At 59.2% G+C, this 25,307-nt stretch carries 25 protein-coding genes; 10 read left to right on the top strand and 15 right to left on the bottom strand.

Going from position 1 to position 25,307, the window contains the following annotated elements; all coding sequences use genetic code 11:
- Positions 1-85: 85 nt before the first annotated feature.
- Positions 86-1,015 (bottom strand): zinc ABC transporter substrate-binding protein, encoded by a 930-nt coding sequence (locus ACM6IR_RS22670; RefSeq protein WP_414909763.1) that lies wholly within the window; start codon positions 1,013-1,015, stop codon positions 86-88.
- A 57-nt stretch (positions 1,016-1,072) separates the two neighbouring features.
- Here ACM6IR_RS22670 and zur point away from each other — a divergent pair, with 57 nt between their 5' ends.
- The 4 genes from zur to ACM6IR_RS22650 are packed head-to-tail and all read left to right on the top strand — an operon-like array spanning position 1,073 to position 3,875.
- A complete protein-coding gene (gene zur / locus ACM6IR_RS22665) occupies positions 1,073-1,555 on the top strand; it encodes a zinc uptake transcriptional repressor Zur (protein ID WP_414909762.1) in 483 nt (160 codons plus the stop codon).
- Complete coding sequence (znuC, locus tag ACM6IR_RS22660; RefSeq protein WP_414909761.1) at positions 1,555-2,340, top strand: zinc ABC transporter ATP-binding protein ZnuC; 786 nt, start codon at positions 1,555-1,557, stop codon at positions 2,338-2,340. Before zur ends, znuC begins: the two co-directional genes overlap by 1 nt.
- Entirely contained in the window at positions 2,333-3,121 is a 789-nt protein-coding gene (gene znuB / locus ACM6IR_RS22655; protein ID WP_414909760.1) for a zinc ABC transporter permease subunit ZnuB, read from the top strand. Before znuC ends, znuB begins: the two co-directional genes overlap by 8 nt.
- 37 nt (positions 3,122-3,158) lie before the next feature.
- Positions 3,159-3,875, top strand: a complete 717-nt coding sequence (locus tag ACM6IR_RS22650) for a PA5502 family lipoprotein (RefSeq protein WP_414909759.1) — start codon at positions 3,159-3,161, stop codon at positions 3,873-3,875.
- 104 nt (positions 3,876-3,979) lie between these two features.
- Here the strand turns inward: ACM6IR_RS22650 and ACM6IR_RS22645 are convergent, their stop codons facing one another.
- Positions 3,980-5,833: a catalase gene (locus ACM6IR_RS22645; RefSeq protein ID WP_414909758.1), complete on the bottom strand. Its 1,854-nt coding sequence runs from the start codon at positions 5,831-5,833 to the stop codon at positions 3,980-3,982.
- Between the two features lie 263 nt (positions 5,834-6,096).
- Between ACM6IR_RS22645 and ACM6IR_RS22640 the strand changes: the two genes are divergently transcribed.
- The 3 genes from ACM6IR_RS22640 to ACM6IR_RS22630 all read left to right on the top strand — a co-directional run bounded on the left by ACM6IR_RS22640 (position 6,097) and on the right by ACM6IR_RS22630 (position 8,626).
- Complete coding sequence (locus ACM6IR_RS22640; protein ID WP_414909757.1) at positions 6,097-7,104, top strand: methionine ABC transporter ATP-binding protein; 1,008 nt, start codon at positions 6,097-6,099, stop codon at positions 7,102-7,104.
- Positions 7,104-7,778, top strand: a complete 675-nt coding sequence (locus tag ACM6IR_RS22635; protein WP_414909756.1) for a methionine ABC transporter permease — start codon at positions 7,104-7,106, stop codon at positions 7,776-7,778. The genes ACM6IR_RS22640 and ACM6IR_RS22635 overlap by 1 nt, the downstream gene beginning before the upstream one ends.
- A gap of 74 nt (positions 7,779-7,852) precedes the next feature.
- Positions 7,853-8,626, top strand: coding sequence for a MetQ/NlpA family ABC transporter substrate-binding protein (locus ACM6IR_RS22630; protein ID WP_414909755.1), 774 nt, complete (start codon positions 7,853-7,855; stop codon positions 8,624-8,626).
- A 148-nt stretch (positions 8,627-8,774) separates the two neighbouring features.
- Here ACM6IR_RS22630 and ACM6IR_RS22625 read toward each other — a convergent pair whose 3' ends face one another.
- The 5 genes from ACM6IR_RS22625 to ACM6IR_RS22605 are packed head-to-tail and all read right to left on the bottom strand — an operon-like array spanning position 8,775 to position 12,683.
- Positions 8,775-9,410, bottom strand: coding sequence for an SCO family protein (locus ACM6IR_RS22625; protein WP_414909754.1), 636 nt, complete (start codon positions 9,408-9,410; stop codon positions 8,775-8,777).
- Entirely contained in the window at positions 9,407-10,306 is a 900-nt protein-coding gene (gene cyoE / locus ACM6IR_RS22620) for a heme o synthase (RefSeq protein ID WP_414909753.1), read from the bottom strand. The genes ACM6IR_RS22625 and cyoE overlap by 4 nt, the downstream gene beginning before the upstream one ends.
- Complete coding sequence (locus ACM6IR_RS22615) at positions 10,294-11,373, bottom strand: COX15/CtaA family protein (protein WP_414909752.1); 1,080 nt, start codon at positions 11,371-11,373, stop codon at positions 10,294-10,296. The genes cyoE and ACM6IR_RS22615 overlap by 13 nt, the downstream gene beginning before the upstream one ends.
- 10 nt (positions 11,374-11,383) lie before the next feature.
- A complete protein-coding gene (locus ACM6IR_RS22610) occupies positions 11,384-11,977 on the bottom strand; it encodes a hypothetical protein (RefSeq protein ID WP_414909751.1) in 594 nt (197 codons plus the stop codon).
- On the bottom strand, positions 11,943-12,683 hold the full coding sequence (locus ACM6IR_RS22605) for an SURF1 family protein (protein WP_414909750.1): 741 nt from the start codon (positions 12,681-12,683) through the stop codon (positions 11,943-11,945). Before ACM6IR_RS22605 ends, ACM6IR_RS22610 begins: the two co-directional genes overlap by 35 nt.
- A 70-nt stretch (positions 12,684-12,753) precedes the next feature.
- Here ACM6IR_RS22605 and ACM6IR_RS22600 point away from each other — a divergent pair, with 70 nt between their 5' ends.
- Positions 12,754-12,957 (top strand): twin transmembrane helix small protein, encoded by a 204-nt coding sequence (locus ACM6IR_RS22600; protein WP_027926133.1) that lies wholly within the window; start codon positions 12,754-12,756, stop codon positions 12,955-12,957.
- A gap of 79 nt (positions 12,958-13,036) precedes the next feature.
- On the opposite strand, the gene ACM6IR_RS22595 is transcribed toward ACM6IR_RS22600, so the two are convergent.
- The 4 genes from ACM6IR_RS22595 to coxB form a co-directional block, all read right to left on the bottom strand.
- The gene (locus tag ACM6IR_RS22595; protein WP_414909749.1) at positions 13,037-13,924 is read right to left on the bottom strand and encodes a cytochrome c oxidase subunit 3; all 888 of its coding nucleotides are present in this window, start codon (positions 13,922-13,924) and stop codon (positions 13,037-13,039) included.
- A 32-nt stretch (positions 13,925-13,956) separates the two neighbouring features.
- The gene (locus ACM6IR_RS22590) at positions 13,957-14,514 is read right to left on the bottom strand and encodes a cytochrome c oxidase assembly protein (protein ID WP_414909748.1); all 558 of its coding nucleotides are present in this window, start codon (positions 14,512-14,514) and stop codon (positions 13,957-13,959) included.
- Positions 14,515-14,652: 138 nt separating this feature from the next.
- Positions 14,653-16,245, bottom strand: a complete 1,593-nt coding sequence (ctaD, locus tag ACM6IR_RS22585; protein ID WP_414909747.1) for a cytochrome c oxidase subunit I — start codon at positions 16,243-16,245, stop codon at positions 14,653-14,655.
- Positions 16,246-16,327: 82 nt separating this feature from the next.
- Positions 16,328-17,455: a cytochrome c oxidase subunit II gene (gene coxB / locus ACM6IR_RS22580; RefSeq protein ID WP_414909746.1), complete on the bottom strand. Its 1,128-nt coding sequence runs from the start codon at positions 17,453-17,455 to the stop codon at positions 16,328-16,330.
- Between the two features lie 371 nt (positions 17,456-17,826).
- Here coxB and ACM6IR_RS22575 point away from each other — a divergent pair, with 371 nt between their 5' ends.
- On the top strand, positions 17,827-18,477 hold the full coding sequence (locus tag ACM6IR_RS22575; protein ID WP_414909745.1) for a hypothetical protein: 651 nt from the start codon (positions 17,827-17,829) through the stop codon (positions 18,475-18,477).
- A gap of 123 nt (positions 18,478-18,600) precedes the next feature.
- On the opposite strand, the gene ACM6IR_RS22570 is transcribed toward ACM6IR_RS22575, so the two are convergent.
- The 4 genes from ACM6IR_RS22570 to ACM6IR_RS22555 form a co-directional block, all read right to left on the bottom strand.
- A complete protein-coding gene (locus tag ACM6IR_RS22570; protein ID WP_414909744.1) occupies positions 18,601-20,127 on the bottom strand; it encodes a SulP family inorganic anion transporter in 1,527 nt (508 codons plus the stop codon).
- 90 nt (positions 20,128-20,217) lie between these two features.
- The gene (locus ACM6IR_RS22565; protein WP_414909743.1) at positions 20,218-20,943 is read right to left on the bottom strand and encodes a carbonic anhydrase; all 726 of its coding nucleotides are present in this window, start codon (positions 20,941-20,943) and stop codon (positions 20,218-20,220) included.
- A gap of 230 nt (positions 20,944-21,173) precedes the next feature.
- The gene (locus ACM6IR_RS22560; protein WP_414909742.1) at positions 21,174-22,232 is read right to left on the bottom strand and encodes a PA0069 family radical SAM protein; all 1,059 of its coding nucleotides are present in this window, start codon (positions 22,230-22,232) and stop codon (positions 21,174-21,176) included.
- Between the two features lie 183 nt (positions 22,233-22,415).
- Positions 22,416-24,374: a methyl-accepting chemotaxis protein gene (locus ACM6IR_RS22555; protein ID WP_414909741.1), complete on the bottom strand. Its 1,959-nt coding sequence runs from the start codon at positions 24,372-24,374 to the stop codon at positions 22,416-22,418.
- A gap of 405 nt (positions 24,375-24,779) precedes the next feature.
- On the opposite strand from ACM6IR_RS22555, the gene ACM6IR_RS22550 reads away from it, so the two are divergent.
- A complete protein-coding gene (locus tag ACM6IR_RS22550) occupies positions 24,780-25,085 on the top strand; it encodes a hypothetical protein (protein ID WP_414909740.1) in 306 nt (101 codons plus the stop codon).
- The last annotated feature ends 222 nt before the right edge of the window (positions 25,086-25,307 follow it).

Below are 25,307 nucleotides of genomic sequence, written 5' to 3'. Positions count from 1 at the left end.
TCGCGAGCAGGCTCGCTCCCACAGGATTCATGCGATCCATGTGGGAGCGAGCCTGCTCGCGAATGGGGCGACACAAATGTCTGGGTTACAACGACTCCAGGCACCCCGCCAAATCATTCCCCAGCTTTTCCAGCACCTGCTCATACCCCTGAGCGGTCGCTGGCGTGTATCCGCCCAACGCATCCAGCTCCGCCAGTTTCACCGGCAAGCCAGCCACCAGGGTTTCTGCCAGGCGCGGACGCAACGGCGGTTCGCTGAACACGCAAGTCTTGCCGACTTCCTGCAAGCGCGCACGCATCGCGGCGACGTGCTGGGCGCCAGGCTGGACTTCGGCTGCAACGCTGAACACCCCGGCATGCTTGAGGCCGTAGGCATCTTCGAAGTAGTCGAACGCTTCGTGGAACACGAAGTAAGGTTTGCCGGCTATGTCGGCCAGACGTGATTTCAGGCGCAGGTCCAGCGCGTCGAGGCGTCCATCAAATGCTTTAAGGTTACTCTGATAACGTGCGGCATTCGCCGGATCGGCGGCACTCAGGTCTGCGGCCATTTTCGTGGCAATCACACGAGCGTTGACCGGCGACAGCCACAAATGCGCATCCAGGCTGCCGGGACGGTGATCGTGGTCATGCTCGTCTGCCTCTTCAGCGTGGGAGTGGCTGTCTTCGGCGAAGCGGCGCAATTTCAAGCCAGGCAAATCCTGTACGGCGACGCTCGGCAGCGTACGCCCCTTCAGCACGCGAGGCAGGAAACCTTCCATGTCCGGACCGATCCAGTACACCAGGTCCACTGACTGCACCTTGCGCACGTCAGAAGGACGCAAGGCGTAGTTATGGGGCGATGCGCCGGGCGGCAGCAACACTTCCGGAATCGCCACGCCGTCTTGCACTGCAGCGGCGATCAACTGCAGAGGCTTGATGCTGGTGAGTACTTTGACTTCGGCTTGAGCCGAGCCAATCAGCAGAAAACTTGCGATAAATGCGACATAGATAGAAAAAAGTCGGGACACGATGACCACTCGAAGAGGCGAGAACGGGTAACATAATAACGTCTCTCACAAAACTCGTCGCCGCTCATGCCTAAAACACCGATTGCCAGCCGTCCCCACGACCACTCTCATTGCGTCCATAGCGCTCTGTCCGAGGCCGATGCCCTGTGCGCACGTCAAGGCCTGCGCCTGACGGCCTTGCGCCGGCGAGTGCTGGAACTGGTGTGGCAAAGCCACAAGCCGCTGGGTGCTTACGACATACTGGCGGTCCTCAGCGAGCAGGACGGTCGCCGCGCCGCGCCGCCAACCGTATACCGCGCGCTGGATTTCCTGCTGGAAAACGGCCTCGTGCACCGTATCTCCTCGCTGAACGCTTTTGTCGGCTGCAATCACCCGGAACACGCCCATCAAGGCCAATTCCTGATCTGCCGCAAATGCCACGCCGCCATTGAGCTCGAACAACAATCGATCAGCGGCGCCATCATCGATAGCGCCAGGGAGGTCGGGTTTGTCGTCGAGGGCCAGACCGTTGAAGTGGTCGGGCTCTGCGCCGGTTGTCAGGGGGCTTGATGAGCAACGCACTGATCCGCCTCGAGCAGGTTGCCGTCACCTTTGCCGGGCAAAACGTGCTGGATAACATCGAGCTGAGCGTAGAACCGGGGCAGATCGTCACCTTGATCGGCCCCAACGGCGCCGGTAAGACGACGCTGGTGCGCGCCGTGCTTGGCCTGTTGAAACCGGACAGCGGCAGTGTCTGGCGCAAGCCGAAACTGCGGGTGGGTTACATGCCGCAAAAACTTCACGTCGATCCGACCCTGCCACTGTCGGTGCTGCGATTCCTGCGCCTGGTTCCGGGCGTGGATCGTGTGCGGGCCTTGGCGGCACTCAAGGAAGTCGGCGCCGAGCAGGTGATTGATAGCCCGGTGCAAAGCGTCTCCGGTGGTGAGATGCAGCGCGTGCTGCTGGCTCGGGCTCTGTTGCGTGAGCCGGAGTTGCTGGTGCTTGACGAGCCTGTGCAAGGCGTCGATGTGGCGGGTCAGGCCGAACTGTATAGCCTGATTACGCGATTGCGAGACCGTCACGGCTGCGGCGTGTTGATGGTGTCCCACGATCTGCACCTGGTAATGAGCACCACCGACCAGGTCGTTTGCCTGAATCGCCACGTTTGCTGCTCTGGGCACCCGGAGCAGGTCAGCGGCGATCCCGCATTCGTCGAGCTTTTCGGAAAAAACGCACAAAGCCTGGCGATTTATCACCACCACCACGACCACGCCCACGACTTGCATGGCTCGGTGGTCAGCGCAGGCCCGTCGGCTCAACCCCACGTTCATGGAGATAGCTGCAAGCATGGCTGATTTTCTGCTCTACGCCCTGCTTGCAGGTCTGGCTCTGGCGTTGGTGGCGGGCCCACTGGGTTCGTTCGTGGTCTGGCGGCGCATGGCCTATTTCGGCGACACCCTGTCTCACGCGGCCTTGCTTGGCGTGGCATTGGGATTCCTGCTGGATGTCAGCCCGACAGTGGCGGTCACCGTAGGGTGTCTGCTGCTGGCGGTGCTGTTGGTGACGTTGCAGCAGCGCCAGCCGCTGGCGTCCGACACGCTTTTGGGAATTCTCGCACCGAGCACGCTCTCATTGGGCCTGGTGGTACTAAGCTTCATGCATGAAGTACGGATCGATCTGATGGCGTATCTGTTCGGCGACCTGCTGGCGATCAGCCCGACTGATCTGGCCTGGATACTCGGGGGCAGCGCGGCAGTCCTGGCGCTGTTAGTCACATTGTGGCGACCATTGCTGGCGATCACGGTGCATGAAGAACTGGCCAAGGTAGAAGGTTTGCCGGTGGCGGCGTTGCGCTTGACGCTCATGCTGCTGATTGCCGTCGTGATTGCGGTGGCGATGAAAATCGTCGGTGTGTTGCTAATCACTTCGCTGCTGATCATCCCCGCGGCTGCGGCACAACGTCACGCACGCTCGCCAGAGCAGATGGCATTGGGCGCAAGCCTGTTGGGTATGTTCGCGGTGTGTGGTGGGCTGGCGCTGTCCTGGTTCAAGGACACGCCAGCGGGCCCATCGATTGTGGTGATGGCCGCTGCACTGTTTTTGCTGAGTTTTGTCCTGCCCCGTCGAGGGGTGTAGACTTGCTCGTTTTTTGCGCAAATAGAGAGTCGCAGGAATGAAGTCGTTCGCCTCCCGTTATCTGCTCCTTGTCGCATTTTCTCTGCTGCTGGGCGCTTGCCAAAGCACGCCACCGGCGGCCACCGAGGCCCCCGATGCGCGGGCTACGGCCATCGCACAACTGGAACAAAGTCTGGCCAGCAACGAGTTGGCCACCGCCGAAGATCAACTGGCTACCTTGCAGGCCCAGTCGCCCGACGACCCAAGTCTTGTGCAGTACCAACGGCAACTGGCCGAAGCCTATCTTCAGCGCAGCCAGATCGTGTTGCAAAAAGGCGATGTGAATGCCGCCGCTACGGCGCTCAGCCGCGCTCGGGTATTGATGCCCAAAGCCCCGGCGCTGACCGGTGGTGTGAACAACGCCATCGTCACTGCCCGCAAGGTTGAGCTGGATCAGGCTGAAGCTGCGCTCAAGTCAGCTGAAGCCAAGTCACGGGCGAAAGTCATTGATCCGACGGCACCAAGCACCACCGTGGCGCTGAATGTCGCCGATATGGCCAAACTACGCCGACAGCTGGATGCTATCGCCGCCGATGTGGTGAATTACCAGTGCGATGTGAGCATTCAGGCGCCGCGTACTGAAGATTACCCTTGGTTGGCCACATTGCTGACCAAGCGGGTGAAGAAGCTGGATTCCGGGTTTGACTTGAATCTGCAAAAACAGATCCTGCGCAACGTTCCGGCGCAGATGGTTCTTAGCCCGCGTAAACCCTGAAAGCTTCGCGAGCAGGCTCGCTCCCACAGGTGATTTGCAGCGAGTCGCCGATCCAATGTGGGAGCGAGCCTGCTCGCGAAGGCATCCGTCCAGTAATAAACAATTTAAGCCGCAATCGCCTTGGCCTTGGGCTCCCGCTCCCAAACCCGATGCTGCCCGATCGCGGCAATAAACGGTTTGATCAACTTCGCATCCGCCTCCACGATCAGCCCCGCATCAGCCTCCAGTTTCAATACATCCAGCAACTGCTTCGCCTCGCCGTGCAGCGCAATCGCCTTCAAATGCGTGTACGCCTCCAACACGTAGTGCAACGCCACGCCGTCAGTACTCAAGGCCTTGATCGACGCCGCGCCACCCGGCACAAACACTGCGTCGAACGCCACCGAAGGCAAGCCTTCCATCGAAGCATCCACGAGCAGTGCCTTACCTTGCGCAGTCGTCACCGGTGCCGAAGTTGATCCCAACAATTTGGCGTGCGCGCCCTCGGCCATCAGCGCTTTTTTCATCGCATTGATCGCTGCGCCATCGACACCGTTGGCGGCAAGAATGGCCACTTTGCGGGTTTTGATGTCCGCCGGCAGCAAGTTGGCCTGACTCAAGGCAGGTGAGCGGTTCAGCGAGGATTTGCGTATATCGACAGTTCCTGCTTCCGGCGCCGGCAATCCAAGGTTCTGCGCCACACGCTTGGCCAGTTCCAAATCGATGTTGGCCAGGATCTCATTCACCTGACGCGCACGGATGAACTCGCGCGCAACCTTCCCCAGCTCAAAGCTATAGGCCGCGATGATGTGTTCCTGCTCGTGCTTGCTCATGCTGTGGAAAAATAGCCGCGCCTGGGAGAAATGGTCGCTGAACGATTCGCTACGCTGGCGGATTTTGTTAGCGTCGATGCGCTCCGGATAACTCTCGAAGCCGCCATCCTGCGCAGCAGGCGCCGTTTCATTCGGCCAGCCACCGTCGTTGGAGAAATCGATCCCCGGCACGATATTGCCAGGGCAGAACGCGACCTGCTCGGTTTCGGCGAAAAAGTTGTCCGGGTTGCGGTTGAGCACCATTTTGCCCAAAGGCGTGATGGGGACCAGTTCTTCCGGGATCAGCTTGGTGGGGTCGAGGATGTCGAAGTCGCAGGTGTGTTCCTTTTCCTTTTCGATGATCTGGACGCCCAGTTCCCATTCCGGGTAGTCCCCCATCTCGATCGACTCCCACAGATCGCGACGGTGGAAGTCGGAATCTTTACCGGCGAGCTTCTGCGCCTCATCCCACACCAGTGAGCAGGTCCCGGCCGTAGGGCGCCAGTGGAATTTGACGTAGCGCGATTTGCCTTCGGCGTTGACCAGGCGAAACGTGTGCACACCGAAGCCCTGCATGTTGCGCAGACTTTTCGGGATCGCTCGGTCGGACATGGTCCAGATCACCATGTGCGCCGATTCCGGCACCAACGAGACAAAATCCCAGAACGTGTCGTGAGCCGAGCCCCCCGCAGCAATCTCATTGTGCGGCTCGGGTTTTACCGCGTGCACGAAGTCAGGAAATTTGATCGCGTCCTGGATGAAAAAGACCGGCATGTTATTGCCCACCAGGTCGAAGTTGCCTTCGTCGGTGAAGAACTTCACAGCGAAGCCTCGCACGTCCCGCACGGTATCGCCCGACCCGCGAGGGCCTTGCACCGCGGAGAAGCGCGTGAAGACCGGGGTTTTCTTGCCCGGGTCCTGTAAGAAACCAGCCTTGGTCAGGACGGAATGGTTTTCATACGTCTGGAAGTAGCCATGAGCGCCGGTGCCGCGAGCATGGACGATACTGTCCGAAACCTTCACGCCCTGATGGGTGCGCAGGGCTTGTTCCGTGGCGTCGGAGCGGAATTTCTCCAGGCTGTCGAGCTTGGCATTGGTGTTGCCGCGGTCCAGGGTGTCGGTCCCGGCCTGTGCGCTTTTAGGGGCGGCAGGCTTTTTAGTACTCATCAAACATAAACTCCTCGTTGCGATTCCCGCCGTAGCCGGGACTCTGAGCAAAACCCCCGGCATGGCACCAGGGGCGATATCGAGTTGCCTATTTGTGACCGATGAGGTTTTTAACCGTTCCTTTTTTCTGACCTTTGATCGCGTTATTGCCAAATCGAAGGTTGAATGCGGAATAAATGCTAATAACCTCTATACGGACAGGCTAAAATGCGCGCCCGGCTAACCGCTGATCCTTTTCTATCGCGCCCCACAAGGTTCGCTACGTGATCGAGTTTCAAAACGTCCATAAAACCTACCGCGTCGCCGGTAAGGATATCCCCGCGCTGCATCCGACCAGTCTGACGATTGAGAACGGTCAGGTCTTCGGCCTGATCGGCCATTCCGGCGCGGGAAAAAGTACCCTGCTGCGTCTGATCAATCGCCTGGAAAACGCCAGTGGCGGCAAGATCATCGTCGATGGCGAAGAAGTCACCGCGCTCGACGCCAACAGCCTGCGGCGCTTCCGTCAGCAGGTCGGGATGATTTTCCAGCACTTCAACCTGCTGGCCTCCAAGACCGTCGCCGATAACGTTGCGCTGCCGCTGACCCTCGCCGGCGAACTGTCGCGCAGCGAGATCGACCAGCGTGTGGCTGAATTGCTGGCACGGGTTGGTTTGTCCGACCACGCCAAAAAGTACCCGGCGCAGTTGTCCGGTGGCCAGAAGCAGCGCGTTGGCATTGCCCGCGCCCTGGCCACCAAGCCGAAAATCCTGTTGTGTGACGAAGCCACCAGCGCCCTGGACCCGCAGACCACGGCGTCGGTCCTGCAATTGCTGGCCGAGATCAACCGCGAGCTGAAGCTGACCATCGTCCTGATCACCCACGAGATGGACGTGATCCGTCGCGTGTGCGACCAAGTGGCTGTGATGGACGCTGGCGTGATTGTCGAGCAAGGTTCGGTGGCCGAAGTGTTCCTGCACCCCAAGCACCCGACCACCAAGCGCTTCGTGCAAGAAGACGAGCAGATCGATGAAAGCGAACAGCGCGACGACTTCGCTCACGTGCCAGGCCGCATCGTGCGTCTGACGTTCCAGGGCGAAGCCACCTACGCGCCCTTGCTGGGTACCGTCGCTCGGGAAACGGGTGTGGACTACAGCATCCTGGCCGGTCGTATTGATCGCATCAAAGACATTCCCTACGGGCAACTGACCCTGGCCGTCACCGGTGGCGACATGGAAGCAGCGTTCGCCCACTTCACCGCAGCTGACGTCCACATGGAGGTGCTGCGCTGATGGAAGCCCTGATGAGTTTCTTTTCCAATATCGACTGGTTCGAAATCTGGCTGGCAACCGGCGACACCCTGCTGATGCTCGGCGGTTCGCTGTTGTTCACCGTCTTGCTGGGCCTGCCCCTGGGTGTGCTGTTGTTCCTGTGCAGCCCGCGCCAGTTGCTGGAAGCCAAAGGCGTTTACGCGATGTTGTCGCTGGTGGTGAACATTCTGCGTTCGCTGCCCTTCATCATTCTGCTGATCGTGATGATTCCGTTCACGGTGCTGATCACCGGCACGTCCCTCGGTGTTGCCGGTGCGATTCCGCCGCTGGTGGTGGGCGCCACGCCGTTCTTCGCACGACTGGTGGAAACCGCCCTGCGTGAAGTCGATCGCGGCATCATCGAAGCGACCCAGGCCATGGGCGCCACGACGCGGCAGATCATCATCAATGCCTTGCTGCCGGAAGCCCGCCCGGGCATCTTCGCGGCGATTACGGTGACAGCTATTACACTGGTGTCCTACACGGCAATGGCCGGTGTGGTTGGCGCTGGTGGTCTGGGCGACCTGGCGATCCGTTTCGGTTACCAGCGTTTTCAGACTGATGTGATGGTGGTCACCGTCGTGTTGTTGCTGGTGCTGGTTCAAGTACTGCAGACCCTTGGCGATAAGCTTGTGGTCCACTTCTCTCGTAAATGACAATTGAGCCGGCCATTCGCTGGCAGGCGCCGCAAACAGGCGCCGCAAGCGGGCACTCACAAGGAGTTAGCTGAATGAAAAAACTACTCGTCGCGTTCGCTGCCATTGCAGCCTTTTCTGCTCACGCTGCCGACACGCTGACCGTCGCCGCCACCCCGGTCCCGCACGCAGAAATCCTCGAATTCGTTAAACCGGCCCTGGCCAAAGAAGGCGTGGACCTGAAGGTCAAAGTCTTCACCGACTACATCCAGCCGAACGTGCAAGTGTCCGAGAAGCGCCTGGATGCGAACTTCTTCCAGCATCAGCCGTACCTCGATGAGTTCAACAAGGCCAAAGGTACGAACCTGGTGGCTGTTACCGGTGTGCACCTGGAACCGCTGGGCGCGTACTCCAGCAAATACAAAACCCTGGCCGAGCTGCCGGGTGGCGCTAACGTGGTCATCCCGAACGACGCCACCAACGGCGGCCGAGCGCTGTTGCTGCTGGCAAAATCCGGCCTGATCAAGTTGAAGGATTCGAACAACATCCTGTCGACCGTCAAGGACATCACCGAAAACACCAAGGACCTGAAAATCCGCGAACTGGAAGCCGCGACCATCCCGCGCGTGCTGACCCAGGTCGACCTGGCGCTGATCAACACCAACTACGCGCTGGAAGCCAAACTTGATCCGGCCAAGGATGCACTGATCATCGAAGGCAGCGACTCGCCTTACGTGAACATCCTGGTGGCTCGTCCGGACGACAAAGACAGCGATGCGATGAAGAAACTGGTTGCTGCCCTGCACAGCCCGGAAGTGAAAGCGTTCATCCTCGAGAAGTACAAAGGCGCGGTCGTGCCGGCGTTCTGATCTGAAGCGTAAAAAAAATGGGGCGCATTGAATGCGCCCCATTTTTTTATGCCTGAAACGCCGACCTTGTAGGAGCCAGGCTTGCCGGCGAAGGCGATCTTACGGGCGCCTTCGCCGGCAAGTCTGGCTCCTGCAAGGTGCGTGATGTTTACTTGCGTTTAAGCATCACCGGCAACTGCGCCACCAACTTGGTGTTATTCAACGGCGCCCGAATAAACCCGCGCTGCGTCCCGTCCGGTCCAATCACCGCCAGGTTCCCACTGTGGTCAACCGTGTAATTCGGCTTGCTGGTATCTGCCGGAATGAACGGAATGCTCACTGCGTTGGCCAGTTTCTGAATGTCGTCCACCGACGAAGCCGTCAGGCCGATGAACTGCGGATCGAAGTAACCCAGGTATTGCTTGAGCTGCTTGGGCGTGTCGCGATTCGGGTCGACGCTGACCAGGATGATCTGCAACTTGGCCGCCGCTTCCGGCGGCAGTTCACTCTTGATCTGGCGCAGCTGGGCGAGGGTGGTCGGACAGATGTCCGGGCAGAAGGTGTAGCCGAAGAACAGCAAGCTCCACTTGTCTTTCAACGCGTTGACCGCCATCGGTTTGCCGTCCTGATCGGTCATGGTCACGTCCGGCAGGTTGCGGCTTTGCGGCAGCAGGATGATCCCGGCGTCGATCAGTGGAGTCGGGTCGCCCTGGCCCTTGCCGGATAGCACTTTGTTGATGGTCAGGCCCAGGACCAGCGCGATCAGGGCGACGAGGATGAAGACGGTTTTCTGGGTTCGGGTCATAGGTTCAACAATAAGTAGTGGTCTACGAGCAGGGCGATAAACAGCAGGAACAAGTAGTAAATAGAGTACTTGAAGGTGTTGATCGCCGCGTGCGGCCGAGTGCCACGGTACAGCACGACGGCCCATTGCAGAAACCTCGCGCCCAGGCCCAGGGCGCAAACCAGGTAGAGCAGGCCACTCATGTGAATCACGTAGGGCATCAGGCTCACGGCCAGCAGCGCGAAGGTATAAAGCAGGATATGGACTTTGGTGTAATGCTCGCCATGGGTGACCGGCAGCATCGGAATGTCGGCCTTGGCGTATTCCTCTTTACGATGGATCGCCAGTGCCCAGAAGTGTGGCGGGGTCCAGGCGAAAATGATCAGTACCAGCAACAGCGGTTCGGCGCTGACATGGCCGGTGGCCGCGACCCAACCGAGCAACGGTGGGGCGGCGCCGGCCAGGCCTCCGATGACGATGTTTTGCGGCGTCGCGCGTTTCAGGAAACCGGTGTAGACCACCGCATAACCGAGCAGCGAGGCGAGGGTCAGCCAAGCGGTCAGCGGGTTGGTGAAGGCCAGCAGCAAGGTCTGGCCCAGCACCGCCAGCACCAATGCGAACGTCAGCGCAGCGGTCGGTGACACCCGGCCTTCAGCCAGGGGACGTTTGTGGGTTCGCGCCATGACCGCGTCGATGCGCCGGTCCACCACATGATTGACCGCCGCCGCACCGCCGGCACACAACGCGATCCCCAGATTGCCGAACACCAGCACTGTCCACGGCACCCCGGCGCGGGTCGCAAGGAACATCCCGACCAGCGAGGTGATGAGCATCAGCACCACCACTTTCGGCTTGGTCAGCTCCAGATAATCGCGCCAGATTGCCTGACTGTGACGTTCGCCGATCAGAGTCGCCATGGCATCTCTCCTTTTTTTGTTATGGGGCCGGCTGAATGTTTATGCAGGCTGAACCGCCAGCGCGCGAGGGATTGTTGCTTGACCCGAACCAGACTGGTTCGCGCGTGATAATTGACCAGCACCATCGTCAGCAGCAGCGCTGCGCCGCCGGCGTTGTGCGCGACGGCCACCGGCAGCGGCAGGTGGAACAACACGTTGCTGATGCCCAAGGTGATTTGGGTGGCCAGTGCGATCAGTACCAGCCCTGCCAGTCGCGTCATGCCGACGACTTTCAGTTGCCACGCCAGACCGAGCAGCACCAGCGTCACCAGTAACGCGCCGATACGGTGAGTGAGGTGAATCGCCGTGCGAGCATCGCTGTCCAGTTGTCCGCCGAGGTAATTCGGGCCGATGTGTTGGGTCAGGTGAAAACCGTTGGCGAAATCTGCGGGTGGCAGCCATTGCCCGTGGCAGGTCGGAAAGTCGATGCAAGCCACGGCGGCGTAGTTGGAACTGACCCAGCCACCCAGGGCAATTTGCAGGATCACCAGCAGCAAGCCGGCCGTTGCCCAGTACTGCAAACGCCGTGGTACGGTGAGCGCCGGCAACACGCCAGACAGGCGCAGCGTCAGCAAGAACAGCAGACTCAAGGTCGCAAAACCGCCGAGCAAATGCCCGGTCACCACCTGTGGCCAAAGTTTAAGCGTCACTGTCCACATGCCGAACGCCGCTTGGGCGAACACCACGGCCAGCAGGAACAGCGGCAACTTCACCGGTTGCCCCGGATGACGACGATGGACCCAGGCGCGACCGGCCAGCACCGCAATCAACAGCCCAAGCGTACCGGCGAAGTAGCGGTGGACCATCTCGTTCCAGCCCTTGTGCGCGACCACGGGCGCATCAGGAAAATGCAATTCGGCATGGGCCAGTTGGGCTTCGCTTTTCGGCACACTGATAAAGCCGTAGCAGCCCGGCCAGTCCGGGCAGCCGAGGCCTGCGTGGGTCAAACGTGTGTAGGCGCCGAGCAACACCACAATCAGTGCCAGCAAGGTGGCAAACAGCGCGAGGCGAAATCCAGGTTTGGCCATGACGATGCCCTTATCCGATGTTCGACAGTTTCAGCAGATGACGCAGGTCGTTCAGCAAGTCCTTACCCTTCACCGTCGGGTCATAGCGCAGCACCAGATTGCCATGAGGGTCGATGATCCACAGCTGCGGCACCGCCTTGTCACCCGTCGTCTTGCTGAAGGTCGCCAGGTCCATGGGATAGCGCTGCAGTTGCGGGTATTCGCGGGTCAGTTTGGCTTCGTAATCGGCCGTCAGCGGCTGCGCGGCGGCCAGTGCATGGCTGGCGCGGGACGCCTCGGGGCCGAGGCCGATCTGGATTTGCCGTGCCAGATACACCAGCTGCTGGCAATCCACCGAACACTCCTTGGGCGCCGTGACCAGCATCTGCCAGCGGTCCTCTTGTGCCTGAACCCCAAGGTCGGCCCGGGTCTGGCCATTGCCGATCAGTTCACCGTGATAACTGCGGCCCTCCGGCACCCAGAACTGCAATTTGTACATGCCGGTGGCGAGGACCATCGGGCCGATCACTCCCAGTAAGATTAGCAGCAACTGCAAGCGACCTTTGCGTCGACTCGCCGGCGTTTTCGCCTCAGACATGCTGGGTGGATTCATGGCCGCTCCCATGGTGTTTCTCCTTTGCGTTGTGCCAGCCGAGATAGATAAAAAGGCCGAACAGGGCGATCGCCATGGCGAACCACTGCACGGCGTAAGCAATGTGTTTTTCCGGGCCCATGGCGACGACCGGCCAATCGGCCTGATAAGACGCGGGGCCGGCTTCTTCACGTATTTCGTAGGCAAAACCTTCGCGCCCGAGCGCCTTCCAGAGCTTGGCCGGCTCAACCGCTGTCACTAACTGAGGCCAGGTCGTGGTGCTCGGATCGGCGTGCAACTGAAAAGTCGCGCCGGGGGAGACGTAGACCCAGGCATCGAGATTCAATGCCTGAGTCGGTGTGGTGAATTGTGGCGGGGTGCGGCGATCCGGCCACGGCAGCCAGCCGCGATTGACCAGTAGCCAGAGTCCGGTCGCCTGATCGTGGAAGGGTTGCAGCAACTCGACGCCGACCTTGCCGTTGCGCTGACGGTTGTCCAGTAGCAGGCTGTGTTCGGCATCGAACTGACCGTGCAGGCGAACGCGGCGGAAGGCCGGGTCTTCGGTGTGTTGCAGCGCGCTGCTGGCCATCGGTTCGGCGACACGGCGTTCGGCATAGCTTTGCAGCAGGGCGCTTTTCTCCGCGCCCCGGCTCAATTGCCAGAACCCGAGCGACACCAGCAGCGGCAGCAAGATTGCGACCACCAGCGTTGGCACAACACCCGGCCGGAAGCGCTTCATGGCGTCGCCAGAAAGTCGGTCATCGCGATAGCTATACTCAAATGCATCGCCTTACCCCCGGAGTCTCACCATGCTCAAAGCAGCCATCGTCCTGATGCTGATTGCCACGGTTGTCAGCCTGTTCAGCGGCCTGTTTTTTCTGGTCAAGGACGACAGCAGCTCGAACCGCCTCGTCATTGCCTTGAGTGTTCGTGTTGCGCTGGCCGCCACCACCGTTGGCTTGATCGCCTGGGGTTTCTACAGCGGCCAGTTGGTCTCGACTGCGCCTTGGTAGCTGTAGGAGCGAGCTTGCTCGCGAAGGTGCCTCAGTCGAAATCAACGTGTCTGACACACCTTCGCGAGCAAGCTCGCTCCTACAGCACGTAGACGAAAACGAATAAACCGATCCACACCACATCCACGAAGTGCCAGTACCAACTCGCCGCCTCAAATCCGAACTGGTGATCGGCATCAAAGTGCCCGCGCATGATCCGCATCAGCATCACGAACAGGATGATGGTGCCGATCGTCACGTGAGCCCCGTGGAAACCGGTGAGCATGAAGAAGGTCGCGCCGTAGATGCCCGAGCCGAGCGTCAGGCCCAGTTCGTGATAGGCGTGCATGTACTCTTCGGCCTGAAAGGTGAGAAACCCGCAGCCGAGCAACACAGTGATCGCCAGCCAGATTTTCAGCGCGCCGCGATGGCCCTTTTTCAAGGCGTGGTGAGCGATGGTCACGGTGACGCTGGAACTCACCAGCAACACGGTGTTAAGCAGCGGCAGGCCCCAAGGGCTGATCACTTCTTTGGGCGGTGGAAAGAGTTTCGGGTCCGGGGTATGCAGCAATGGCCAGGCAAACTGGAAGTTCGGCCAGAGCATGTGGGCAATGCCTTTCGGGCCTTCCCCACCCAGTGCCGGGCCGGAAATATGCCGCACATAAAACAGCGCACCGAAGAACGCGATGAAGAACATCACTTCCGAGAAAATGAACCAGCTCATGCCCCAGCGAAAGCTGCGATCCATCTGGGCGCTGTACAGCCCGGCGCGACCTTCCTTGACCACCGTACCGAACCAGCCGAACAGCATGTATGCCAGCAACAGACCGCCGACGAAAAAGATCAGCGGGCCGTGGGATTCTGGCCGCGCCGCCTTCAGGTCGTTGAACCAGGTGCCCAGGCCGAACACGGTGGTGAGCATGCCGAGGGTGGCAATGATCGGCCATTTGCTCTGGGCCGGTACGTAATAGTGTTCATGAGTTGCCATTTATTGTTCTCCTTATCGGGCACGCTTAACGCCTAGCCACCAGTGCTTGCAGCAACAGTCACGGGCGGATGACGTGCGGTGATATCGAACAGCGTGTAGGACAGCGTCAGGTGCTTCACATCCTTGGGCATGTCTCGGTCAACGATGAAACGTACCGGCATCTCGATCCGTTGACCGGGCTGCAGCACTTGTTGGGTAAAGCAGAAACATTCGGTTTTGTGGAAGTACGCTGCCGCTTCACTGGGCGCGATACTCGGCACTGCCTGGGCGCTCATAGGGTGATCGGTCGGGTTGTAGGCGACGAAAATCATCTCGTTCACTGCCCCCGGATGCGCCGTCAGCTCATTGCCCTTGGGATAGAACTCCCAGACCATGTCGGCGTTATTCATCGACAGAAACTGCACGCGCACTTGCCGTGACAAATCGACCACTTGCTCGCCTTCGTATTGCCCGGCGGTTTTGCCATTGATGCCGAACGCCTTGCACATCACGTCGTAGATCGGCACCAGGGCAAACCCGAAGACAAACATCGCCACCACCACCAAGAGCAGGCGGGTGACCAGCTTCTTCAGCGAAATAGAGTCAGCCATGGTTCCGACCCGCTGTGCATAACCCTGTAGGAGCGAGCTTGCTCGCGAAAACCCCGAGGGCGCCGCGCAGTGTCAGGCTTCCAGCGCAATCGTTGACGACCGTCGCGAGCAAGCTCGCTCCTACATGGTCAAAAGTGTTCATTTCACTTCCGGCGGGGTGGTGAAGGTGTGATACGGCGCCGGTGATGGAATGCTCCACTCCAGGCCTTCAGCCCCGTCCCACGGTTTGGCCGGCGCTGGCGGGCCGCCACGGATGGTCTTGATCACGATGAACAGGAAGAACAACTGCGTGGTGCCGAACATGAACGCGCCGATCGACGAGACCATGTTGAAGTCGGCGAATTGCAGGTTGTAGTCCGGGATCCGTCGCGGCATGCCTGCCAGCCCCACGAAGTGCATCGGGAAGAACGCCATGTTCATGCCGATGAACGAGAGCCAGAAGTGCAGCTTGCCGAGGGTTTCGTCGTACATGTGGCCGGTCCATTTCGGCATCCAGTAGTAGGCGGAGGCGAAGATCCCGAAGATCGCCCCCGGTACCAGCACGTAGTGGAAGTGCGCAACGACAAAGTAGGTGTCCTGGTACTGGAAGTCCGCCGGGGCGATGGCCAACATCAATCCGGAGAAACCACCGATGGAGAACAGGATCACGAAGGCCACCGCAAACAGCATCGGCGTCTCGAAGGTCAAGGAACCTTGCCACATGGTGCTGGCCCAGTTGAACACCTTCACCCCGGTGGGCACGGCGATCAACAGCGTGGCGTACATGAAGAACAACTCGCCCACCAGCGGAATGCCGACCACGAACATGTGATGCGCCCAGACGATGAACGACAGGAACGCGATACTCGCCGTCGCGTAAACCATCGAGGTGTAGCCGAACAGCGGTTTGCGCGAGAAGGTCGGGATTATCGAACTGACAGCGCCGAAGGCTGGCAGGATCATGATGTACACCTCGGGGTGACCGAAGAACCAGAACACATGCTGGAACAACACCGGGTCACCGCCACCGGCGGCACTGAAGAAACTGGTGCCGAAGTGGATGTCCATCAGCATCATCGTCACGCATCCGGCCAGCACCGGCATCACCGCGATCAACAGGAACGCAGTGATCAGCCAGGTCCAGACGAACAGCGGCATTTTCATCAACGTCATGCCGGGGGCGCGCAGGTTGAGGATGGTGGCGATCACGTTGATCGCGCCCATGATCGAACTGATGCCCATCAAGTGGATGGCGAAAATGAAGAAGGTCACGCTTTCCGGCGCGTAGGTCGTCGACAGCGGGGCGTAGAAGGTCCAGCCGAAATTCGGCCCGCCGCCGGGCGTGAACAGGGTCGATACCAGCAGAATGAACGCCGCCGGCAGGAGCCAGAAGCTGAAATTGTTCATCCGTGGCAGGGCCATGTCCGGCGCGCCGATCATCAACGGGATCATCCAGTTGGCGAGGCCGACGAAGGCCGGCATCACCGCACCGAAGACCATGACCAAGCCGTGCATGGTGGTCATCTGGTTGAAGAACGCCGGTTCGACGATTTGCAGCCCCGGCTGGAACAGTTCGGCGCGAATCACCATCGCAAACGAGCCGCCCAACAGGAACATGGTGAACGCAAACCACAGGTACAGCGTGCCGATGTCTTTGTGGTTGGTGGTCAGCACCCACCGCATCAGGCCTTTGGCGGGGCCGTGGGCGTGCTCGGTGGCGGTATGAACATGTTCATCGATTACAGCAGTCATGTCCTGTCTCCTGCAAACAGATGGGCTGGGCAGGCCGGGGCGCGTAGCCCCGACCGGTTCCTTACGTGGGCAATAGACCGGGTCATTTGCTTTCCGCCTGTTTCAGCTCCAGCACTTCTTTAGGAGTGACCATGTCGCCTTTGTTGTTGCCCCAGGCGTTACGTTCGTAGGTCACGACCGCCGCGATATCGACTTCCGAAAGCTGCTTGCCGAACGCCGCCATGGCGGTGCCGGGTTTGCCGAAGTAAACGCGGTGCAGGTGGTCGGCTTTGGGGCCGGTAGCAATCGGCGAGCCTTTGAGCGCCGGGAACATGGGCGGCAGGCCCTGGCCTTCGGCCTGGTGACAGGCCACGCAGGTGGTGTGATAGATCTTGTCGCCGCGCTCTTTGAGCTCGTCGAGGGTCCATTCCTTGCTGGTCAGCTCTTTGAGCTGCATGGCTTCTGTCTTGCGTTCGGCCAGCCATTTTTCGTAATCGGCCTTTTCCTTGACCTCGACCACGATCGGCATGAAGCCATGGTCCTTGCCGCACAACTCGGCGCACTGGCCACGGTAGATGCCGGGCTTGTCGATGCGGGTCCAGGCTTCGTTGACGAACCCCGGGATCGCATCGCGCTTGACCGCGAAGGCCGGTACCCACCAGGAGTGGATGACGTCGGCGGAAGTCACCAGGAACCGCACCTTGGCGCCAATCGGCAGCACCAGTGGCTTGTCGACCTCGAGCAAGTAGTGCTCGCCCTTGGTTTCCTTGTTGTGGATCTGGTCGGCGGGGGTGGCCAGGTTGCTGAAGAATTCGACGTCCTGGCCCAGGTATTTGTAATGCCACTTCCACTGATAGCCGGTGATCTGGATATCAATATCCGGCTCACTGGTGTCGTACATCCTGATCAGGGTGGCGGTAGCCGGAATCGCCATGGCCACCAAAATTACGAAGGGCACGATGGTCCAGAGGATTTCGACGGTGGTGCTTTCGTGAAATTTTGCGGCCACCTGCCCGGTAGAGCGGCGGTGGACCATCATCGACCAGAACATGGCGCCGAAGACGATGATGCCGATCACTACACAGATCCAGAAAATGGTCATGTGCAGGTCAAATACTGCGTGACTGATTTCAGTCGCTCCAGGCGCCATATTCACAGTCCAGGCGGCTTGCGCCTGGCTGAAAATCGACCACAACAGGAGGCCCATCCAGACGTGTGGATGTCGCATCATTGCGGGTTCCCCTTATCGTTCTTTTTATCCCGCCGGCTTTCACCTGCGGCAAGGGAGCGGCTTTTTCAGACTACGAACTTGAATCGCCGAGCCTTGCTGCATATGCAGTCGGGCGTCATCAGCTAACTCCATTCCAACCCGAGTATAGACAGCGAGTGCGACCTCGCAATGTGACGGCGTAAATGATCTGAAACAGCTGGGACTTGCGTTCAAGGTCATGAATGGAGAAGGATGCAGACGAGTGGTGGCAAATCGATATAACTTTGGTGCCTCAATAATGAAACAATTATGACAAATGCGTCTGAGCATTTTTCGACAGCCAGCTAAGTTATGTCTTCCCTATTTCATTGCCTTCGTTTCCTGGAGTTTTCATGAACACCGCCGCATTGCGCGAGCAGATCCAAAAAGCCCAACAACACGAGGCCGAGACCGGCCAGCTCACTCGTCAACTTGAAACCCAACTGCCGCACCTTCACTCCGCCATCCAATTGCCGGATGTCGACGCCAAGGGCGTGATGACGCGTTTTGTGGCCGCGTATATTGAACAAGTGCCAGACCTGCTGGATGCAGCCAATGACGTCGCCAGGGAAGCGGGCATCGAATCACAGATCAAACCGGTGCTGACAATCGCCGAGCAATTCTTTCTTCAGCCTCCGGCCATCATGACCGGTCATGTCGGTCTGGACAGCCTGCTGGACGAAGCCTATCTGGCGCACCGATTGGTCGAAGAGGTCAACGACCTGTACATCAAGCATTTCAGCCAGCCACTGATCCCCTTGGACATGACTGTCGCCAATTTGATTGCTCACCATTTGATCGGTGAGGAATTCGCCAACCAACTGGATGAAGCGGTGCATCACGCCGTCGACGAGATGCTCAACGAAGAAAGTTTCGCGCTGGAGTCGGTGGAAGCCTACCGCGAGAAACTCAACAGTCCGGACACTGGCGCCGCGTGGAAACGCTGGCCGTGCCTGTCGCGCCAGTTGGGCGTAGGCCTGGAACTGGACCAGCCGGCGGCTTGATCCACCGCTCAACATAATCCCCCTGTGGGAGCGAGCCTGCTCGCGAATGCGGGTAGTCATTCAACACGGATATTGACTGACACACCGCTTTCGCGAGCAGGCTCGCTCCCACATTGTTGATCTTTATCCGATAGAGCCCACTCCAGAGGTGGTGCGCAATCGCCCCTCCAATCTGCGCTTCAACCCCCGCGCCTCAATCAATAGCGTCGAGCCCTTCGCCGCATTCGCCCGACCCCACTCCTCAAGCAACTCCAGGCAGGAGTGATCGATGTAGCTCAGGTTATTGAGCGGCACATGCACCGTCGTACCGGCAGGGATGGTCCCCAGCACCTGGGTCAGTGCCGGCACTTTGAGAAAAGTCGCCGCCCCCATCAGTCGCAACTCCATTTCTCCTTCCTTGGGCAGGTCTATCAGGCTGATCTTCAGCCGCGATGCTTTCCAGGCAAGCTTGACGAGTGTCAGGCCAAAGCCAATCAGCACGCCGGTCAGCAAGTCAGTGAAGATGATGGCCAGCGCCGTCGCCGCGTAAGTGAACATCGGCATCCGGCCATAACGGCCCAGACCGCGAAAGGCCTTGAGGTCGACCAGTTTGAAACCGGTGTAAACCAAAACACCCGCCAGACTCGCCACCGGAATGCGTTGCAGCACACTGGACAGCAGCAGGACGAAAGCCAGCAACCACAGGCCATGGAACACCGCCGACAGTCGCGTGCTGGCGCCGGCCTGAACGTTGGCCGAACTGCGCACGATCACCCCGGTCATCGGCAGCGCGCCAAGCAGACCGCAGAGCATGTTGCCTACACCTTGAGCTGCTAATTCCCGGTCGAAATCCGAACGTTGACCGCTGTGCATGCGATCGACCGCCGCGGCGGAGAGCAGGGTTTCGGCGCTGGCGATGAAGGCCACAGCGAAGGCCGCAATCAACAGTGTCGGGTCGGCCAGGTTGAGCAAGTCCGCAGGTTTCAACCAGTCGATGGCCTCCGCGAGATTCGCCGGTACTTCAACCCGTTTGACCTGCAATGCCAGCGCCAGACTGGCGACCGTCGCAAGGCCTACACCCAGTAATGCACCGGGAATGAAGCGCAGGGAATACGGACGGAATTTTTCCCACAGCCACATCACGGCAATTGTCGACAACCCGAGCAACCCCGCTTGCCAGCCGAGGGAAGGCAACGCCTGAGCCACGGCGGCCGGGAAGGCTGACAGGTTATCCAGTCCGGAAGGCTTGGGCACGCCATCGAGCATCACATGCACCTGGGACAAGACGATCAGTACGCCAATTCCGGCGAGCATTCCGTACACCACCGCAGGCGCCGTCACCCGGAACCAGCAGCCCAGTTTCAATCTCCCTGCCACCAGTTGCAGAAAACCCGCGAGCAGCAGGATTGGCCCGAGCATGGCGATGCCATGCTGGCGCACCAGTTCGAACACCAGAACCGCCAAACCCGCCGCCGGGCCGCTGACTTGCAGAGGCGAGCCGGCAATCCAGCCCACCACCAATCCCCCGATGATCCCGGTGATCAGGCCCTTGGCGGGCGGCAGCCCCGAGGCGATGGCGATGCCCATGCACAAGGGCAGGGCGACCAGAAACACAACCACGGAAGCGAGCAGCTCCCGTGGCAGAACAGCTTTGAGTTGCGCAGCACGCATATGGGTTCTCCCGACGTTTTCTTCAGGCGTGGCGAAGCCTGGCTACTTGATCAGCAACCTCGGCTTTACCACACAGGGATTTAGGAGGTGTTAGAAGCGTGCTTTGGGCGTCGCCACCGGAATCGGATGGCTGCCATCCAGCGGCAGGAAACAACCCTTGTCCGCGTCGTAAGCTTTGATTTCGCTGGTTTCGATGCTGTAGACCCAGCCATGGATAAACAGCTGACCGTTGGCCATACGCGAAGCCACCGAAGGGTGCGTGCGTAAATGCTGGAGCTGAGCGATCACATTCTCTTCGGTGAGGATCTGCATGCTCTCGTTTTCATTCGCACAATGGCAGTTTTCCTGGACCATGGTTTTCGCCACTTCGGCATGGCGCAGCCAGGCTTTGACCGTCGGCATCTTTTCCAGACTTTCCGGGTTGAGCACTGCGCGCATGGCGCCGCAATCGGAGTGCCCGCAGATGATGATGTGTTGCACGCCAAGGGCCAGCACCGCGTATTCGATAGCGGTGGAAACGCCGCCGTTCATTTGCCCGTAAGGCGGCACAACGTTGCCGACGTTACGGGTCACGAACAGGTCGCCCGGAGAGCTTTGGGTAATCAGTTCAGGCACGATGCGCGAGTCGGCGCAGGCGATGAACATCGCCCGGGGGCTCTGAGCCGTGGCGAGTTTTTTGAAGAGTTCTTCCTGCTGAGGGAAGACTTCGTGATGAAAATGCAAAAAGCCGTCAACGATATGCCGCAACGCTGCATCGGCGGTCTCCGCCTGGGCTGACGCCGACGCAGCAAGCGGCTGTTTATCCTTGTCACTCATGAATTCATCCTCATTGGCGGAGTCAGGGAAGTTTCCCGTGTTGTCCGGTGTGAAGCCAGTGGCTGTTAAAAAACATCCAGGTCGAAAAGCTTGACCCGTCAGTCACTCGATGAACAAGGTAGCCGGCGAAACTTAACTCAAACTGAATGAAGGGCTCTAGAGCGTGTGTTTCAGGTCACAAAAAACGTGACTGGATACTTTTCCTCCAATCAACCATAGGCCAATTGTCCTCAAATCAACGACATCTGGCGACCCGGCGGACAAAAGGCTTCGCAATCCAGATTAAAACCATCCCGATGATTGAGTCCCAGACGTTTGATCGTTTTGGCAAAGCGCTGCGCCAGCAGATCGGCAAACGGCCCTTCGCCGCGCATCCGCGCGCCAAACCGACTGTCATAGAGCTCACCGCCACGGCTTTGGCGGATCAGGCTCAATACATGAGCCGCACGCTGAGGATAGTGGGCGGCCAGCCACTCCTCGAAGAGCGGCGCCACTTCGAGGGGGAGGCGCAGCATCATGTAAGCGGCACTCTGTGCGCCAGCTGCATGGGCCTCGGCGAGCAGGCTTTCGAGTTCGCTGTCGTTGATCATTGGAATCATCGGCGAACACAGCACGCCCACCGGGATTCCCGCCTCACGCATGACCCGGATCGCCCGCAGCCGAGCCTTGGGCGCAGCAGCGCGTGGCTCGAGGATGCGCTTGAGTTCATCGTCCAGCGTGGTGAGGCTGATCATCACCGCCACCAATCGTTGTTCGGCGAGTTCGACCAGCAAATCCAGATCGCGAAGAATCAGCGAACCCTTGGTAATGATGGTCACCGGATGGCGGTAGCGCAGCAGTACTTCCAGGGTCTGGCGAGTGATTTTGTGTTCGCGCTCAATGGGCTGGTAAGGATCGGTGTTGGAGCCCAGGTTGATCGGCGCGCATTGATAGCCGCGTTTGCAGAGTTGCTCCTCCAGCACTTTCGCGGCGTTGGTCTTGGCGATCAGCTTGGTTTCGAAATCCAGCCCCGGCGACATGTCCCAATAGGCGTGACTGGGCCGTGCGTAACAATAGATGCAGCCGTGCTCGCAGCCGCGATAGGGATTGATTGAGCGATCAAAGGGCAAGTCCGGCGAGTTGTTACGGGTGATGATGGTTTTCGCCGTCTCAATACGCACCTCGGTGCCCTGGGTGACCGGCGCTTCTTGATACCAACCGTCGTCCTCGGTCACCGAACGGTTCGGCGCGAAGCGGTTGTGCGGGTTGGTGGCGGTGCCGCGGCCGCGTGGAGGCAACGGAGTGCTCATGGGTCAATGCTCTGCGCTGTATGTGCATACAGTATAGAGGGTCTGACGAACCGGCCAGTGCCGTTCGGCGCTCGGCGTTGGCGGTCAGTTAGAAAATTAAACCGCGGAGTAAACTCAGGTCGAACTCCTCACGCCACCTGTCGAACTCCAGGCAGCCGTCCGGCTGAGCGCTAGCCCCGGCGGCTATAGGCGAAAGCGCAGCACCAGGGCTTGCTGATTGTTGGCCACTTGCTGCAGGTGCTCGCCGCTACTGCGGGTATGCGCCGCGTTCCTCCGGTTGTCGCGGGTCATGTCGTGCAAGCGGTGCATATGCTGATTCACTTTCTGCGTGGTTTCGGCCTGTTCGTCCGCGGCGACGGCGATCTGCACGGCGAGGGCGTGCACGCCTTGCAGGGAATTGTCCAACTGACTGAGCGAGGTCAGCACGACCTGGGTTTCACGTTCCAGCGTATGTGCTTGTTCGGCCGAAGCCTGCATCGCCTGCCGGGCTTCAGTGGAAGAGCTTTGCAAGGTGTTGGTGATGGCAACAATTTCTTCGGTGGCGCTGCTGGTGCGTTGAGCAAGATTGCGCACCTCGTCAGCGACCACAGCAAATCCACGGCCTTGTTCCCCGGCGCGCGCGGCCTCGATAGCGGCGTTGAGTGCCAGCAGATTGGTTTGTTCGGCAATGCCACGGATCACCGCGAGCACGGTGCCGATTTGCAGGGCATCGCTGGTCAGGGTGTCGACCACCCTGCCGGCCCGGCCGATGTCGTTCAGCAAGCGTCCCTGCTGGCCGATCATCTGTTGCAAAGTACCTTGCATCTCGCCGAAGGCACCCCGTGCGGCGGTGCTGCCGTGTGCACTGTCGGCGGCGTTGCGGGCGATCTCCTGCACGGTGCAGGACATTTGCTCGACGGCGCTGACGACCATTTCCAACGACTCTTGCTGCAGGTCCAGGCGTTCGCTGGTTTGCCCGGCGGCGCTTAGAATTTCGCTGCTGGCCTGACCGACGTCCTGGCTGGATTGGCGCAGACGCTCAATCACATCGCGCCAGGCCTGGGCCATTTCATGCAGGGCCAGCATCAGGCCCGCCTGATGTCGTTGTTCGGTCGGCAGGTTCAGCTCGCCTGCGGCCAAGCGACGGGCCAGTACCGTCATATTGCTCGGTTCGCCGCCCAGCGGGCGCATTACACTGCGGCTGACCAGCCAAGTGGCGATGGCAACGGCGGCGACGGTCAGCAGGCCGAGCAGCAAGACCTGCCACATCAGTTGATGTACCGGGGCAAACGCCTGGGTCTGATCCATTTCGGCAATCAGGGCCCAGTGGTTGTCATCGAAGCCGACAGGGACAAACACTTTCAGCGCACTATTGCCGTCCAGCCCCGGTTCGGCGATACGTCCCTGTTGGCCCGCCAGGGCATTGCTGACGGCACTGCCAGTAAGGCCGACTTGTGCATTGGGGCTGCGGTTGACCTGGCGTTCAGGGAAACGTGCCGAGTCCGAACGCAGGCCGGCATCGCTGCCGACCAGGTAGGTTTCACCTTTTTCACCCAGGCCCTGGCGGGTTTGCATCACGTTATTGAGCGGAGCGATGGGCAACTCCAGAACCACGGTCATTTGCAGCTCACCGTGCGACAAGACAGGGGTCACCAGATACTGGGTCGGCTCCTTGCTCAGCGGGTTGTACTGCAGGTCGCTGATCAATGGTTTGCCGCTATCGCGGCTTTGCTTGACCAGACGCGCAAGCGACGTGTCACGGAGGCTGTCTTCGCTGAGATTGTGCTTTTCGTCAAGGCTGTCCTTCAAACTGAGCATGACCGTACCATCGGGCATGATCAGTTTCAGATCGCGGTAACCAAAGGTGCTGATGAAATTTTCAAACATCGGATGGTCGTAGTGGGTGGTGCTGATCAGTGCGTTGCCGTCCAGTCCCTGATAGCTGTTGCTCAGGTTGCTGGCCAGGGTGCTGATCTGGTTGCGCCGCTCCTGCCAGTTATCCAGCAGCTGCTGCTGTTTGATATGGGCAACCGCCTCGAGGGCGTTCAGCGTCTGCTCGCGCAGGGCCGTACTGGCTTGTTGATAGACCGTAAAGGCCATGCCCAGAACCGGGATCAAACCGATCAACAGGTAGCTGAGGGCTAACTTCAAGCGTAACGGCATGTTCAACGACTCCGCGGGTAGAAGGGTTACAGATTGAGGTGCTTGTAAATTATTCTGCAAGAACTGTGCAAATTACTGAACGCAATGAATTGGCTTGAGCTTCTGAGTCGCTGTTCTGGCTTGTAGAGCAGGCTGAGGATCGGCTTTTTCCGCAGGAGCGCTGGCTGCATTTGGCTGTGGTTCTGGATCTGTTTTCGCGCCAGGTCATTGGCGGGTCAATGAAGGCAATAGGCGATTTTATTTTCTCGGGCAGCACCGAATCCTGTTATTGCCATTCGGTTGATTAAGACGCCAACTTGTCGCAACGCTGGGAAACATATAACGAATAGCCTGATGATGAAGTTTCTCAGTACTATCCGTTGCACACGAAGTTATCGTGAATTATTTATTAAATGGAATTAATCAATGTCGTTTTTTAATCAGCGCGGTATTTTTTTACAGTTGTTGGCTCCCAGTATTATCAATCCACGGGAAGCACAAGTTTCAATGCAACTTTCCCGAAAAGAACTAGGTTGGGATGCCGAAAATGAAGCACAGACCGAGGCCCTGGTGGATTCCGTCTATGTTACGGCAATCTCGGCTGATGGAGGTCAGTCCTTCAACATCAAAGAAGTCAGAAGCGATGTCGACGGTGACGGCGATATCGACAGTGATGACAAGGCAAAACTGTTGGCGCTGGCAAAAGCGTATGCCAGTATCCTCAATCCATAACTATTGGATGACGAAGCCTGTGTGGAAATTCATGCAGGCTTAGTTGTCAGTCGAGCGTTAAATAAACAAAATATCTAATGGGCTGAAAAATTTGGGTTGTGCAACACGCGCAGATTTAATGGGCTAATTCACGATTCTTTGACAGTCGGCTCACAGGCCTTTGACCGTTCGGAGCACAAGCTGGGGGTTATCTTCCAGCCTCTTACTGAACGGTAGCCCTAG

It is taken from the genome of Pseudomonas sp. IT-P253, assembly GCF_949768125.1.
Taxonomy (GTDB): domain Bacteria; phylum Pseudomonadota; class Gammaproteobacteria; order Pseudomonadales; family Pseudomonadaceae; genus Aquipseudomonas.
Note: the sequence above shows the minus strand (reverse complement) of the source record. Positions and strands in the feature narration are given on the sequence as shown.